The 15,010-nt window shown below is 67.3% G+C and carries 12 protein-coding genes; 4 read left to right on the top strand and 8 right to left on the bottom strand.

The window, feature by feature from the left end; translation table 11 throughout:
* The first annotated feature begins 6 nt into the window (after nt 1-6).
* Nucleotides 7-3,339, top strand: coding sequence for a protein kinase family protein (locus Sri02f_RS00130; RefSeq protein WP_108999026.1), 3,333 nt, complete (start codon nt 7-9; stop codon nt 3,337-3,339).
* 794 nt (nt 3,340-4,133) lie between these two features.
* Here the strand turns inward: Sri02f_RS00130 and Sri02f_RS00125 are convergent.
* The 4 genes from Sri02f_RS00125 to Sri02f_RS00110 form a co-directional block, all read right to left on the bottom strand.
* A complete protein-coding gene (locus Sri02f_RS00125; protein WP_108999025.1) occupies nt 4,134-4,898 on the bottom strand; it encodes a helix-turn-helix domain-containing protein in 765 nt (254 codons plus the stop codon).
* 71 nt (nt 4,899-4,969) lie between these two features.
* The gene (locus Sri02f_RS00120) at nt 4,970-5,314 is read right to left on the bottom strand and encodes a hypothetical protein (protein WP_108999024.1); all 345 of its coding nucleotides are present in this window, start codon (nt 5,312-5,314) and stop codon (nt 4,970-4,972) included.
* Between the two features lie 1,582 nt (nt 5,315-6,896).
* Nucleotides 6,897-7,655 carry a hypothetical protein gene (locus Sri02f_RS00115; RefSeq protein WP_108999023.1) on the bottom strand — a complete coding sequence of 253 codons (759 nt, stop codon included), beginning with the start codon at nt 7,653-7,655 and terminating at the stop codon, nt 6,897-6,899.
* Nucleotides 7,652-8,185 carry an RNA polymerase sigma factor gene (locus tag Sri02f_RS00110; RefSeq protein WP_108999022.1) on the bottom strand — a complete coding sequence of 178 codons (534 nt, stop codon included), beginning with the start codon at nt 8,183-8,185 and terminating at the stop codon, nt 7,652-7,654. Before Sri02f_RS00110 ends, Sri02f_RS00115 begins: the two co-directional genes overlap by 4 nt.
* 967 nt (nt 8,186-9,152) lie before the next feature.
* On the opposite strand from Sri02f_RS00110, the gene Sri02f_RS00105 reads away from it, so the two are divergent.
* The 3 genes from Sri02f_RS00105 to Sri02f_RS00095 are packed head-to-tail and all read left to right on the top strand — an operon-like array spanning nt 9,153 to nt 12,820.
* Complete coding sequence (locus Sri02f_RS00105) at nt 9,153-10,355, top strand: ABC-three component system protein (RefSeq protein ID WP_108999021.1); 1,203 nt, start codon at nt 9,153-9,155, stop codon at nt 10,353-10,355.
* A 2-nt stretch (nt 10,356-10,357) separates the two neighbouring features.
* Nucleotides 10,358-10,834 (top strand): three component ABC system middle component, encoded by a 477-nt coding sequence (locus Sri02f_RS00100; protein ID WP_108999020.1) that lies wholly within the window; start codon nt 10,358-10,360, stop codon nt 10,832-10,834.
* A gap of 33 nt (nt 10,835-10,867) precedes the next feature.
* A complete protein-coding gene (locus Sri02f_RS00095; RefSeq protein WP_108999019.1) occupies nt 10,868-12,820 on the top strand; it encodes a DUF3732 domain-containing protein in 1,953 nt (650 codons plus the stop codon).
* Nucleotides 12,821-13,032: 212 nt separating this feature from the next.
* Here the strand turns inward: Sri02f_RS00095 and Sri02f_RS00090 are convergent, their stop codons facing one another.
* The 4 genes from Sri02f_RS00090 to Sri02f_RS00075 all read right to left on the bottom strand — a co-directional run bounded on the left by Sri02f_RS00090 (nt 13,033) and on the right by Sri02f_RS00075 (nt 14,962).
* A complete protein-coding gene (locus tag Sri02f_RS00090) occupies nt 13,033-13,311 on the bottom strand; it encodes a hypothetical protein (protein ID WP_108999018.1) in 279 nt (92 codons plus the stop codon).
* Between the two features lie 25 nt (nt 13,312-13,336).
* Nucleotides 13,337-13,813 (bottom strand): transposase, encoded by a 477-nt coding sequence (locus tag Sri02f_RS43960; protein WP_108999017.1) that lies wholly within the window; start codon nt 13,811-13,813, stop codon nt 13,337-13,339.
* Nucleotides 13,752-14,024, bottom strand: coding sequence for a transposase (locus Sri02f_RS00080; protein ID WP_159106614.1), 273 nt, complete (start codon nt 14,022-14,024; stop codon nt 13,752-13,754). The genes Sri02f_RS43960 and Sri02f_RS00080 overlap by 62 nt, the downstream gene beginning before the upstream one ends.
* A 179-nt stretch (nt 14,025-14,203) precedes the next feature.
* Nucleotides 14,204-14,962 carry an ABC transporter permease gene (locus Sri02f_RS00075; protein ID WP_245970317.1) on the bottom strand — a complete coding sequence of 253 codons (759 nt, stop codon included), beginning with the start codon at nt 14,960-14,962 and terminating at the stop codon, nt 14,204-14,206.
* Nucleotides 14,963-15,010 lie beyond the last annotated feature (48 nt).

Genomic DNA, 15,010 nt, shown 5'->3' with positions numbered 1-15,010 from the left:
TCACGTGTGACGAAGATCCTCGCAGAGAGCGGGGCGGAGATCTCCCACGAAGAACTCCTCGACGCCCTGTGGCTGGCCGGGAAACTTCCCCGCGACACGGCGCCGCTGGCTCGCGCCGTCGGCCCGTCCGCAACACCCTCGGATCCGCCCCGCACGCCGCACCCCGACGAAGCGACGACACCGGAACCGGACGTCGCGGAACACATCACGCCGACAGCTGCGAAACCGAGCGAGCCAGGGGCAGCGCGCCCCATCGTGGCCGCGGACAACTCCCGGGAGACAGCCGCAGCGGCGGCACCGTCTCCCGCGATCACCGTCCGCGCCCCGGAGAACCGTCTCACGGGAGTACGGCAGCTTCGCCTCGGTAAGTCTCTCCGGCCTCTCCGGCAGCGCTTCCCTGACCGCCACCGCCACGAACTGGACGTCGGGCGGACCGTTGCTGCCATCGCTGACACGGGCGTGCCCGAGACCGTCACCCGACCGGTGCGTACACGCTGGCTGTCCCTGGCCCTTGTAATCGACGACGGGGTCTCCATGGTTCTCTGGCAGCGGCTCGCCGCCGACGTCCGAACGCTGATGGAGCGCGCCGGGGCCTTCCGTGACGTACGCGTCTACGGACTCGACACACGCGGTCCCGTCCCTTCCCTGCACGCCGGCCCGTACCGCAGTCACGGACGTGTCCTCACGCCGAAAACGCTGTGCGACCCAAGTGGGAACACCCTCGTCCTCGTCGTCAGCGACGGGGTGGGTCCGGCTTGGCGAGACGGCGGGATGCGGCAGACGATGAACCAGTGGGGGAAGAGCGGGCCCACCGCGATTGTCCACGCTCTCCCGCCCCGGCTCTGGGCAGGCACAGGAATCCGCACACGACGCCGGTCGGTCACCACCCACCGGCGCGGTGGTCCGAGCCACGCCTGGCACGTCACCGATCCGGATCTGCCGCCAGATCTCGTCCGCGTCGACTCCGTCCCCGTGCCCGTCCTCACGCCGACCCCACGGGCAGTCGCCGAGTGGGCGCGGCTCGTCGCCTCGCCGGGAGGCACCGCGCTTTTACCATTGTGGGACAGCGACCGGACCGGCTCCGCCCGTCCGGTCGCGGACATACGCCGAAACGACGCCGCCGAGGCGGTACTGCGCTTCAGACAGGCGGCGTCCGCCGAGGCGTACCGGCTCGCGGCCAACGTCGCGGCGGTCGCCCCCGTGACGCCTCCGGTGATGCGCTTGGTCCAGACCGCCCTCGGACCGCCGACGGACGCCGGACATCTCATGGAAGTATTCCTGGGCGGTCTGATGCACGAGGTGGACGGGGGCGAGTCCGAAGCGCTGCCACAGCACCGGCGGTTCGACTTCGCGGTTGAGGCCCGTCGCATTCTGCTCAGCGCCGTTTCCCCGCAAGAACTACTGCGCACCACCGACGCCGTCACCCGGGACATCGAGGCAGCCATCGGCCGCGCGCCGGTCTTCCCCGCGTGGGTCGGCCACCCGGACGGCGTCGCGGCGGTCGATGACACCGGGCGTTCCTTCGGCTGGCTGAGGGAGCAACTGCTGACACGCCTCGGTATCCTGCCCGTGAAATCCGACCCTGTGACACCCGAGCCCACCCCTCTCCCGACGTCAGCCCGGCAGGCGACCGCGGGGAGCGGAGACTCCGAAGACTCAGGGGTGCAGGCGCACACGCCGGACGAGATTCCGCAGGGCGGGTGGGCCGAGCTCCAGCCCGATGACCCAGAACGGCTGGGCCGGTTCCGGCTTCGATTCCGCAGCGCGCGAGGCTGGCCCCACATCACGCTGTACCTCGCCCGTGACGAGGACGACACCCTCGTCACGATCCGCGCCCCCATTTCCCTGTACGCCGACGATCCCCAGGCCGCCCTGGACCTCGTCCGCACCGAAGCAGAGTGCCTCCGCAGGCTCCGGGGCGCCTATGCCCCCGCCCTGGTCGACGTGCACGCGGACTCCGTCGAGCAACTGCCCTGGATCGCCGCAGCGTGCGTCCACAGCGACGCGGACATCCCGGCCCCCAACCTGCGGGCCGTTTTCGACGAAAACGAGGGAGACACCCCCGAGGAACTCTTTCTGCGCATCGGCCTCGACCTGTCCCAGGCCCTTGCGTACGCCCACGGACTTGGACTCGTGCATGGCTCCCTCACGCCGAAGGCGGTCCTCGTGACCGACCAGGACGTCCGGCTGATCGGCTGGATGACCGCGACCGTGGACGGCATCGAAAGTGCTCACCGCCATCTCTTGGCCCGTAGCGACACCTTCCTCGAGGTAGGCGATCTACGCCCGTCGCCCACCCCCCAGAGCGACGTATACGCAGTCGGCGCTCTGCTCCTGGCATTCCTCTCCGGGCGATGGACAGACCCGAGTGCCCACGTCGTATCGGACTCCGGCATCGATCCCGCACTCCACCGGATACTCCAGCGCTGTCTGGAATCCGACCCAGCACGTCGGCCATCTGCCACTGACCTCGTAGAGACGTTCACCATCGCATCGGACCGGCTGTCGGCTGCCGAAACGTCGGAAGCTTCCCTCCCACAGCTAGCCGAGACCATCGCGCGGATCCGCCTGCTGGCTCGGCAGGATCTGAACACCCACGGACCGACCCTCACCAGTCATCTCATGACGTTCTCGAACCACCTGGCGCTCGTGGGGCGGCCCGAAGAAGCCCTGTCCCATCTCCAGGAGGCCGTGCAGGTGTACCGCCAGTTGGCCTCGGAAGCCCCTCAGTCGCACACCGCCGGATTGGGTGCGGCCCTCAGTAACCTCTCGGTGAGGCTCGGTGAGCTCGACCGTACGGAGGAGAGCCTCGCCGCTGTCTCCGAGGCAGAGATGTTGTACCAGAGCATAGAGCGAGAGGACTTCGTGGAATTCGGTCCCGGACTCGCGCGCATTCTGAACAACCGTTCCAACCGGCTGGCTGCAGCAGGCCGAGGCCAGGAAGCGGTCGCCACGATCGAGAAAGCCGTCGACCTCATGCGCAGGCTGGCCGACGTGAACCCCCGCGCGCACGAAGAGGATTGGGCCAGGGTCCTGAGCACCCTAGCCAGACGGCTGAGCGACGTGGGGCAGCGGGAGCAGGCCCTGGCGGCCGCTCTGGAGGCAGTCAGGATCTATCGGACCCAAGAAGAACCGCAGTTCTCGGCGGACTACGCCGTGAGCCTGAACAACCTAGCGGTCCTGTTCGGTGATCTGGGGCGCCGCAGAGAGGCCCTCAGCATTCTCGACGAGAGTGACGATATCCAGCGTCGGCCCGGACAGGACCGGGCGACGACTGGGTCGCAGATCCGGGATCAGTCCGAGCGCATCAGGGCCTGGCTCACGGGCCCTCTACCGTAACCCCCAGGCAGCAGCCCGTCGTCGCGTTCGGACCCACCACCAGACCGGAGCGGGTCCCCGTCGAAGCTTGCGGTGGCCACCGTCGCGGCCGTACGAGGCTGCGCGTGTCAGCAGCCGCGCGAGCCCACGCTCTTCGTGCACGTTGCTCAGCGTCGGCTACGGGCGGCATGCAGGGGCTCACCTGGTGCACGTCGCGCGTCCTGGCCGCTTCGGCGGGGTCTGTCGATGCAGACGTGCGGCGGGCCGGCGGACTGGGTGTCCGCGCCGCAGCCGCCGCCGGGTATCGGGAGCGAACCCGGTGGAGTTGCGCAGGGTTCCGTCGACAACGCGCTTCGTCAAGGCTGAACCATGCGGTGTGGCTGTGCAGTTAGGTTCCGGTCATGGCGCGCCGCACGGCGGTGTTGGTGTGCAGCGGATGCGCAGCGCGTTGCCATCGAGGGCGAGGCGTGCGGGCCGAGCACCAGCTTCGTACCGCTTCGGGTAGGCGCGCGTGGCCGCGACAGCCTAGCTGCTCATTCAGGCGAGGAGCTACTGCTTGATGTAGAGGTGGTCGGTGTCGGAGATGCCAAGCGACGCCCGCGGCGTACCACGTGTTCAGGCCGGGGGAAAACGGGCGAAGTGCGCGATCCGATCCGGCTGGCAGGCGTCCGACGGCCTGGCACGGTGTGTGCCCGCGCCCGGCTTACCCGCTGCACGCTATCCGAGCTAAGGCCTGCGAGCAGGCGGACGCCCTGGTTGGGCGGGTTGGCACCAACCCGCCCAACCAGGCTGACCTGCGAGGTATCGGTATTGCTTCAGGAGATGATCTGTTCTCGGCGGCGGTGCAGCAGGCGGTTGCGGCTTCCGTAGGGCCGCTGTCTCGGGATGAGGGCCCGCTTCTTGTGCAAGGGGGTGAAGCCGCCCGTGTGTGAGGTGTCGTCGTTGGGCGGCGGTTCCAGGGAGCTTTCGACGCGAGCGGCTTCAAGCTCGCGGCGCTTTTCGACCCACTCGGAGAACTCCGGATCTCGTGGCGAGAGTCCCATGCCGATGAGTACTCCCATGAGCGCGTTCTCGGTGGGGAGCTTGGCTCCCCGGAAGACGTTGCAGATGGTGGTCTGGCCCACGGCCAGGTTGTGCCGCGCGGACACGTTCGCGATCTTTTGATACGTCGGGTTGCGCTGCCATACCTTGAGCTGGCGCAGGGCTACGGCGAACGCGTGGACGGTCATGACCTCGGACGGCAGGAGCCGTTTGACCGCGGCTCGCTGTTCGGGGGCATCGGGGAGTCCGGCTGCTTCACGCTGTTTGGGGTCGGCGATCATCTCCCAGCGCGGACGCCAGGCGGAAGGGTCCTCGCCAGCCGCGTCCAGGTAGCGCTTCATGGTGTCCCAGGACGGGCACTTGGTTCCCTGTGTCGCAGCTGAGAGGGTCGCTCGCGACAGGCCGGACACGTCGGAGAACTGCTCGAGTGTCAGTTCCTTGTACTTGCGCAGCCGCAGAAGGTCCACGGCGAGCTGTTCGAGTGCACCCTTGCTCGGGTCGACCTGTGTGGTCGGCCGTCCGGGCTCCCTGTGATTCATGGCGGTCTCCCTTCCGGGCAACGCTGCACCTGGGTGGGGGAGGCAGGCAGCCTCCCCCACCCAGGGCGCGGTCAGCCCTGCGTCTCCTGGGTGTCGGCTGCCTCGGCGCGCGAGGGACCCGGCTTACGGGAGGTCATCCCGGAGACGAGCCGCTCGGCGGCGAGGGTGCAGGACAGGGAGATGCTGGCGGCGGTGGGAGCGTCGCAGCCGGTCTGGATGAAGCCGAACGTCGCGCCCGCGGCGATCGTGAAGGCGGCGAGGTTCAGCCTGATCCTGCTCAGGCCCATGGAACGGCGCACGCTGCCGGGAGCGGGCAGTGCGCCTGCCTGGAGCCCGAAGGATCCGCTCTGCTGCGGGGAGACCACGCAGCCCGGGCCGAAGGGACCCTCGGCCCCGTGGCGAGAAAACCGGTTCATCTTTGAACCTTTCTAAGAAGTGCCTTGTCTCGTGGTGCATGTGACCCAGGCTGTTTTTCCGTCCTGGTGGTGCAGGTGGTGCAGGTGGTGCGGGTACTGCAAACGCATCCGGGTTGCCGCCCGGATTTAGAAAGAATGCCCTACGCGACGCGCGTCATCAAGCGAAGATATTCCTGCGCTTTACCACAGGAACCGCGAGTCGAGTCAGGCACTCATCCGAAGACTAATCACCCTCCAACCCCAGATCATGCACGCCTATTTTCTTAAGAAATACACATAGGCAGCCCTAAGTCGGGGTGATCATCGCGGGCTGGATCGCCTGATGACCTTGTGCGCCAACGGAGTTGAGATTGGTCCGGACCAAGCTGTGCATACTGACCGGAAGGTAAGATGAACACGCGTTCTATGTGTGAACATTCGTTCATAGCGACGCTGGAAGATCCTTATACCGGGAATGAACCGGCTGGTAGGGGTGGCGCGTGAAGAGGTTGGGAGGTCGCGAATTCGGAACTCGAGCCCCTTGGTGAATTACCGGCTATCCTGGGCGGAAGGGGACGTAAAAAGATAGTTCCCGGTGCGCTAAAGATCAAAATGTCGAGAGAAAAAACAACCGGAACCCCGAGGTCGGAACCGCCGGGCGGGATAGGTTTTCCAAAGGCATACGGTGCTATGACAAAAAGGGCTGGTCGGGTGGTAGGCAAGGCCAGGTCTGGGCACACTCAACCTGGCAGCTCTTCGGGGAGGAGACTCCTCGCAGTGCGGCCGAGAGGTGCCTTGTCTCTGACCCAGGCAGGTATCCCGTCCTATCTGGCCGTTGCCGCGGCCTCGGGACAACGCGGTGCGTGGGGGTTCCTGCGTGCCGCGCCCAGCTTGAGGAGGTAGACGGTGGAACTGCTCGTAACTCGTGCTCCAGTGCCCGCATCGGCGGGGTTCGAGCAGCCCGTCGAGTGGCGCTACGGCGCTACCGACGGTGTGAAGTTCCTGCTGCCGCCATCCTGTGGTCCATGCCGCTCAGGCGGCCCGGACCCACGGGGCGCTGTCGTTCGGCCGATTTTAGGCTGCACGCGGCGACGGAGCGGATCTACCCACGCGTAACTGCTTGCGCCGGCAGTGCGGCGGGGCACGACCGCCCGACCGCCAGTTCGACGAAGTGCTCAGCCCATGGGGCTGTGCGGGGGCATCGCATCCATCGTCTTCAGGAGCCCGCCGACCACCAGGTCGGCGGGCTCCTCCACGTGCGGCACCGTGCGGGATCCAGTGGCGCGAGGGGGAGCGGCGACGGCGCCGGCTGCGTGGCCTTGCTCATCGCGTCGAGGCAGCGCCGTTGGTCTGCGCCCAAATTGCCGTTGCCGCCCAGGCAGGCCAGTAACCGCACCGTCCGTGCAGCACAGCACCCCGGCCGCTTCGGCCCTGTACCCGCACGACGAAATCACCCCGCAGCAGCGCCATTCCAGACCGCCTGCCCTAGCGGGCTCACGAGCAGCACCCACGTGAGAGAGCGCCCCCCGTCGGGTAGCAGAACGCACATCGTCCCGAATACCCGCAGAGCTCTCGCCCCTGCCGGACCTTTGCCCGTGCGGGGTCACCGCGTGATCGCGAGTTCATGGATGCGGTCGGGCAGCCGACTGTCGGGCCGGCAGACCAGTCCGCCCTCGTCATGCCGGTCGGCGAGCGCCTCGTAGCGTTTTTGCAGGTGGTGGGTGGGGATCGGCGTCGGTTCGCGGTGGCGGGCGCAGTAGGAGGTGAAGGCATCCACGGCACCGACCAGGTCGCGGGTGTAGTCGTTGGACGGGCCGTCGAACCACTGCTGTGCGGTGCGGTCCCGCATGGCGCTCATCTGCCGCTTCCACAGCGCAGCTTCGCGAATCTCGCCCTGGCTGAGGTGGCGCAGGTGCAGGCAGTAGGCGGCGCCGGTGTGCTCAGCTCCGGCGGCGATCTGCCACCAGAAGACGGCGCTCTCGGGATGGTCGGCGAGGTGGAGGATGCAGGCGAAGACGTGGATGCCGTGGACATCGACGGGCATCCACTCGGTGAAGTCGTCCGGGGTGGGTTTGCCCATCCCGTCGTCGCCGATGACCGTGGCGAGTTCTTCGACGTGGTCGGCGGCACCGGCTTCGGTGACGGTCCACCGGGAGATCAGGTCGAGCTGGCGGCGGGCGCCGGCACCGGCGGGCCGGGCAGGCGCAGGCCGCAAATACCCGGCTTCCGCGGCCAGCCGGCGCAGCCCCTCGCCGACATCGAACGCACGGCGCGGCTCACGCACGACGGGATCCGCCTCGCGCAGCCGCTCGGTCCAGGTCGTCTCCGCTTCGGCCGGGCGCTTGTTCCCCACAGATGTCACTGGCTCTCCTCCTTCTGCTTCGGTGTCGTGCCGCGGTGGTGGTGGTAGACCGGGGCGAGGCGCTCGCGTGCCTTGCGGCAGTGGTGGTCCACGGTGCTCGCGGTGATGCCGAGATACCAGCCGGCCTTGCGGCTGCTGTAGCGCAGGACATACCGCAAGATGATCACGTCGAGCTGACGCTGCGGCAGCTTCAGCAGCGCCGGGTACAGTCCGATCGTGCTCGGCATCGCCGTGATCCCGTCGCGGGCCGCGCACAGCGCCTCGTCACCGACGACACGCCGCAGAATGCTCCAGGTCTGCTGCGGCAGGTTGGCCTCGGCGAGCAGCGCCTCCCAGTTCCGCAGCACTTCCAAAAACGCGCGGTGCACCGCGCGCTCGGCAATGTCGTTGGCGCCGAGCCGGTACAGCGCATAGGAGTGCCACGCCTCCTGGTTCATCACGTAGTGCGCCTCGAAGTCCAGCGGCAGAGGGAGCGGCGCCTGCGTGGCGGAACCGTAGCCGTCGTCGGCACGGAAGACGTCTTCGTGCATGGATCCTCTTCGTTGAGGTGTCGGGTGCCCGGCGTGCGCCGGTGACGATCACTCAACCGGCCCAGCGCCCCGAACACGCATGCATGCGACCCTCAATATGACCGTCCGAAATTCAACAGTCGCGCACGGTGAGCGCGACGCGGGGGAGGGGCGCCCCGTGTGAGCTGCGACATCAGCCCTCACGAGGGTGTCTGAACCTCTCTTGCGGCACCGCAAGGCGTGACGGGAGTCACAAATTAAGGTGACAAGTTTCCGGCCAAATCGTCCTGAAATAAACGCAGTTGCGCTCGTAGCCGCCGCGACCGCCAGTAACTTGCCGACAGATGGGCGACGTCGCCCGGGCAACACACGACACGGGACGCAAGCACGGCCCGTACGACTGCGCTGCTACCTGGACCTGCGCCAGCCCGGTCGGGCTGGCTGGGCCGGAGGAGGGCCTGCCACCGGCCGGCGGAGTCTGAACACGGCGACTGTCTCAGCAGACAGCCGCGACCGCTGTCATCACCACACAGGGCCGGTATCCACTGTTCCTCGAGTCCTACCCGCGCCACGCGCTCGAGATCGCCCTGCGCCGTTTACGGACGAACGGAGAGCGCACCCGGCGCACTTCAGCTTGGTCTTGACGCCGCCCACCGGTGCCGTGGCTCTGGCCTTCCGTACGGGTGTCCTGGGCGCGCCACCGACGTCGATGGAGACGAGACGGTCCTCTTCGTGGCCGACTACAGCGGAACTGCCCTGCGAATCAAGGCCAGTTTGAGGCCGACGCACACGCAACGGTCTTCATGTCCGAGAGGTGCTAGGTTACGCCGACAGGGGAGCAGGGGTCCGGTTCATGCGGATTCGCTGATATCTGCATGCACCGTATCTCGCGTGGTCCTCACCGTCGGCGAGCCGGCTGCCGTTGATACAGGTCCGACCACAAGTGGGGAACGTGGCGCAAGCAGGGTCGCATTCGGCGGCAGGCCAGATGACCGGATACCTCTACCAGTGCGAACTGGCCCTGCTGGAACTCGCGGAGCGCAGCTGGGACGACATCACGGTCGAAGTCCGCATGGAAGTCCTCGACGACATCGAGTTCCTGTACCAGGACAGCAGCGACCCGTCCGTGCTCCTGCAGTCCAAACACCGCGAGCGGGCCGGGCGGCTGAGCGAGACGGGCAAGGACTTCTGGCGCTCCGTCGCCTCCTGGATCGACGCACTGACCGTCCTGGGGCGCCTGTCCGACGGAACCATGCCGCTGCTGCGGCTGGTCACCACCCAGGTGGCAGCCGAAGGCACCTTCCTCCACAAGCTCCGCCCCGGACCCGGGCGCTCCGTCGACGACGCCCTGGCCGGCATGGAGGAGGTCGCGAGAGCGGCCGAGCCCAGCAACACCGCGGACGATCGCAAGAAGTTCACCGACCTCACCCCCGCACAGCGCTACCGACTGGTCGCCGCCATGGAGATCAGCGATGCGTCGCCGCTGATGTCAGACCTCGACTCTAAGCTGGCCCGCGCACTGGGGATCAGGCCCGGCCAGCACACCCGCGCCATCCTCGACGACATCAAGGGGTGGTGGTACGGCATGGCCGTGGAGTTGCTGGACAAGAACCGGAGCCGGGCCTCGGTAACCGCCCAGGAACTGCAGTGCCGCCTGGAAGAGACCCTCGACCGGTTCACGGGCAAGAACCTTCCCATCACCGAGACGCTGCGCCGCCTCACCCAGGCCGAGATCACGGCCTACAAGGACGACCTGGTCGTTGCCCAGATGCAGTGGATCGGCCTCAAGGACCGCACCATCGCCAGCCACCTGCGCGACTACCACTACGCACGCGCGCAACGCTCCGCGTGGCTGCGTGACTTCACGATCACCGAACAGGCCCTCGGCGACTACGAGCGGCTCCTGTGGGACGAGTGGGACCACGTCTTCACCCGGCACACAGATGCAGTCGAGGACGACACCCCCGCCGCCGAACGCAAGACCGTCGGCAAACGCGTCCTCGACGACTCCATGGACAAGGCCGCCGGCATCCCGGCCCGCCCCGGCAGCACCACCGAGAGCTGGATCGGACGCGGCACCTTGCACAGCCTCGCCGGCAGGGCCCACAGCGCCGAGGACGACGAGTCGGTCGGCTGGCATCCCGACTATCCCGATCTGTGCCAGAACCACAACGAGCAGCCAGGCCAGTGACCATGACCAATCATCGCGTTCCCGAAGCCCAGGCCCTGCTCAACACAGCCTTCGGCGCCTACCTCCTGGCCACCAGCGTCCACGCTGCGACCAAGAAGGCCAACCGCCCCCTGCCCTGGCCCAGCGCCTTCCTCGTGCTGCCCCTGGTGCTCCCCACTGACACCCGCAACGACCTGCCCACCCAGGCTGTCCACTCGATGTCCGCCTGGCTCACCGAACACCCCCAGCACCAAGCCGCCTTCGCCCTGCGGGCCGCTGCCCTGACCGACTACACCCGCGCCAGCCTGCGCACCGCCCTGCGCCACCACGCCCTCGAGGTCACCGCAGGAGGACTGCGCTGCCCCCGCCCGCCCAAGGCCGCCTCACAAGCCCCCAGCGATGAAGTCGCGGACTGCGCCCGCCGCGCAGGCCTCGTCGGCCGCTGGCTCGCTGTTCTCGATCCTGCCCTCGCCTACAACCTCCTCGGCGTCCGCCCCTGACCCCCTCTTTGCTCAAGGAGCCTACGAACCACCATGCAGCTACTCGCCCTGGCCCTCTACCACCGAGATGGCCGGCCCACCCCCAGGGTCGTGCGGTTTCGTCCCGGGGCGCTCAACATCCTCACCGGCGAGTCCGAAACCGGGAAGTCCGAGATCCTCGACATCGTCGACTACTGCCTGGGCCGCAGCACTCCCAACCTGCCGGACGAACCCATCGACCGGACCGTGGGCTGGTACGCGCTCCTGGTCGCTTTTCACGACAGCCGCATGCTCCTGGCCCGGCCCCGCCCCGCAGGAGCCTCCACCACCCAGGCCATGATCCGCACCGGCGGCGACACCCTCGACCTGCCCCGCGCCGACGAACTCACCCCGAACTCGAACGTCGCCGCACTGCGCAGCCAGCTCAGCGCCCGCCTGGGCATCGAGGACTTCCGCTTTCAGCCGCCCACCGGCGCCGCCTGCCAGGCCTTCGACGTCTCCATCGCACAGGCGGCCCTGCTGTGCTTCCAGAACCAGAACGAGATCGCCGACAAAAAGGCCCTCTTCCACCGCCAGACCGAAAACGGCATCGCCCAGACCCTCAAGGACACCCTGCCCTACTTCCTCGGAGCCGCCGGACCCGAACAGGCCCTGCGCCGCCACCACCTCAACGAGGCCCAGCGCGCCCAGCGCGCCGCCCAGCGCAAGCTCGACGACGCCCACCGCCACCGCGACGCCGTGGACGCCAGCGGTGTCGCCCTGCTCCGCCTCGCCCAGAGCGAAGGACTCCTTCAGGAAGTCCCCCCGGCCCCCGGCCCCGAGGAGATCCGCGCTCTCCTCGAGCAGGCGCTCACCGTCACCGTCTCCACTGTGGGCCCAGTGGATCTCACCGACCGGCGCCAGGGCCTGACCGACGAGCGACGACAACTGCGCGAGCAACTGCAACAGCTCGACGAGGCACTCGCCCTGGTGGACCGCTGGCAAAAGCAGGGAGAAGCCTTCACCGGCGAACTCCACCTGCAACTCGGCCGCCTGCAGACCCTCAGCCTCCTGGGACCCGAACGCGACTACGACACCGCTCTGTGCCCGATGTGCACCCGTCCGCTGGAGGAACCGGACGCCTCAGCAGCAGAGATCACCGCACTCACCGCGCAGCTTGCCGAAGAACTCGACCAGGCCCAGGGCATCCAGCCGATCCGCGACGAGCACCGCAGATCCCTCCAAGCCGAACGGACATCCGTCGTCGAACGCCTCAGGGTCAACGGGGCGCAACTGCGGGAACTGACCACCAACGACGAACGCATGCGCAACCTCCAGGACCAACATGTGCGCATCGCCCGGATCCAGGGCCGCATCGACCAGGCCCTCACCGCAGGCACGGGATCACCCGTCGGCGACATCGGCGAACTGCGCAACAACCTGGCCCTGGCCCAGGAAAACGTCGCCACCCTCCAAGCCCTGATCGACGAGGACGACGTCACCGCCGAGACGGAACGACGGCTGGCCGACATCGCTGGCAACATGACCGACTGGGCCCGGCGCCTGAACCTGGGGCAGGCCGCCTCCGCGGACGAGGTCGCCGTCAGCCTCAGCCAGCTCAACGTCGTCGTACGACGCCCCCAAGGACGCCTCCCGCTCAACCGCATCGGCAGCGCCAAGAACTGGATCGGCTACCACATGGTCGCCCATCTCGCCCTGCACACCTACTTCCGGCTCCACCGCCGGCCCGTCCCCGGATTCCTCATGCTCGACCAGCCGACCCAGGCCTTTTTCCCCGCCAAGATCAAGGACGCCACCACCGTCCAAGACGCCGACTGGAACACCGTCACCGCCTACTTCGAACTCCTCAAAGACGTAGCCGATCTCAACGAAGGCGCTCTGCAGATCATCGTGTGCGACCACGCCAACCTCACCGAAGAGCCCTGGTTCCAGGACGCCATCGTCGAGAACTGGCGGCCGCTCGATGGTCAGCGCAAGGCCATGATCCCGAACGACTGGCTTGACTGACACCCGCTCACAAGGAGGCCCGGCTCTGCGAGCATGAGCAGGGCCCGTGAAGGCTTGGACGCCGGTGCCGCGGCGGACACCGACCCCGCGACCTCGCCCTGCCTGCGAAGCGATGACTGGACCGGCGAGTCCCCACAGAATCCCAGACGCTTCCGCGCCATGGCGTCTTCGATTCCTTGGCCAGACCTCCGGGAGTCGACTGGCGAGGAATTTCAGATGGACAGGCAGTTCAGCACTTCGACGGCCGCTGCAGTGGCACCCTGCTGCAGAGCAAGGTCGTTCACGAGAGTGCCCGTGTCGCACTCCTCCTCGCCCAGCGTTGTGGTGACGTGCACCCACTCGCCGCCGCCCGTCGCGTACTCGCGCCAGGTCCTACCGACTGCAAGGCTGTCGTGGACGACTCTGTTGCGGCGCTTGATCGCCCTCTCGATGACGTCGAGGGCCGGCGGCCATTCGGTGTCGCAATGGCCGTCGATCTTCGCCCGCACCATCCGCAGAAGCTCTCCGGCGGGTCGGTTAAGACGGACTGTCGGGTCGAGACGCGACAGGATGAGGCCGAGCACCGCCTCGGTCTGGGCCCCTGCGGGAGATGACCGGCAGGATCCGGTGTTTTCGCAGTTCACGAGGGTTGGTGTCGGAGTCGTAGCCCTTGTCGCCGAGCAGAGCCTGCGGGCGCCGGCGGGGCCGGCCCGGGCGTCCAGCGACGGGCGGGATGCTGCCGACCAGGGCAAGGGTCTGGGTGACGTCGTTGACGTTGGCCGCGGTCGTGATGACCTTGAGCGGAGTGCCTTGGCCATCGCAGATCAAGTGGTGCTTACTGCCCGTCTTGCGCCGGTCGACCGGCGACGGGCCGGTGTCGGCTCCTCCCTTTTCACGCGGACATGGGAGCCGTCCACACAGGCTCTGGACCAGTCCAGCTCGCCGGCCGCGTTCACTTGGCGAGCAGGATCCGGTGCAGCTGGTCGAAGGTCCCGGCCTTCTGCCACCGCTCAAGCCGCCGCCAGCAGGTCTGACCCGAGCCGAACCTCAGCTCCAGCGGCAGCAGCCGCCAGGCGATGTCGTTGTGCAACACGTACAGAATGCCCTGTAAGCACTGCCGGTCCGGCACCGGCCGCGGGCCGGGAGCCTTCTCGGGCCAGGGCGGCAGCAGCGGCTCGACCAGCGCCCACAGGTCATCGTCCACGATCCACGGTCGAGTACTCACACCCTCCCGAACAGCTGAGTCATCACACCGGTCACGGCCGACCAGGGCCGTTCAACAAGATCGCGTTACCAGCTCTAAAAGGCGGGTCGGCAATTCACTCGGCGAAGCACCGATGCGCGGTCGAAGCCGAAGCATCGAAGGCCAGCGGCAGTTGCTGCCATGTGTAGTCCGTCGTAGTGTCAATCCAGGCCTGAGGTGCGCCCGCGGCGCACCTGCCGACGGTAGTACGTGATTGCGCACATGCCGACCACGATCAAACTGGCAGCACGGGCCGCTTCGATCACGAGGTCACTGCCAACCGGAGCGCCGTTTTCCACGACCTTTCGGGCCGCGCTGAGGGCGTGGTACCCCGGGACCCAGTGCGTAGCAACCGTCAACCATGTCGGATAGGCGGACGGAGGAACGAAGAGGCCCAACGCCAGCGAAAGGAACCACATGGCGAGGTTGATGACGGTGAAGATGTCGCGCACGTAGAGAGCAAAGACACCAAGAAGCATGCCGAGGGCAGCGCTGGAGAGGGCCCCGCACAGTAGGCATCCCAACAGAACAGGCAGCACGTCGTCCGGCAGTCGCACATCGAGGAGCAGCATGCCGACGGGGAGGGTGACGCCCCCAGCGAGCGCTCCGAACAGGGAGTAGGGCAGGGGGCGGAGGAAAAGGGCAGGCCCTAAAGCGTTTGGGCTGATAAGGAGAGCGTGCAGGGTGCCGTAGTAGCGCTCACTCGTCACGGACATCACTCCGCCCGAGAGTGCGGGCAGGCATGCGGCAAGCATGACGCCGCCGGTCAGGTAGAAGGCTCCGTCCTCGACGCTCATGTAGTGACCGAAGAGGCCATAGAACAGAAGATCAAATACGGGTGCAAAGACGAATGCCAGGAGGAAGTCGCTTGGTCTCGACCAGTTGAAAAGAGCCCGGAAAGAAAGGTAGTTGGACACCATCACGTGTCGAACTGCGGGAGCTGCGTCTAGCGGGGATTTGCTCAATAT

Source organism: Streptomyces rishiriensis, assembly GCF_003112535.1.
Lineage (GTDB): Bacteria > Actinomycetota > Actinomycetes > Streptomycetales > Streptomycetaceae > Streptomyces > Streptomyces rishiriensis.
This window is presented reverse-complemented; position numbering and strand designations above follow the sequence as displayed.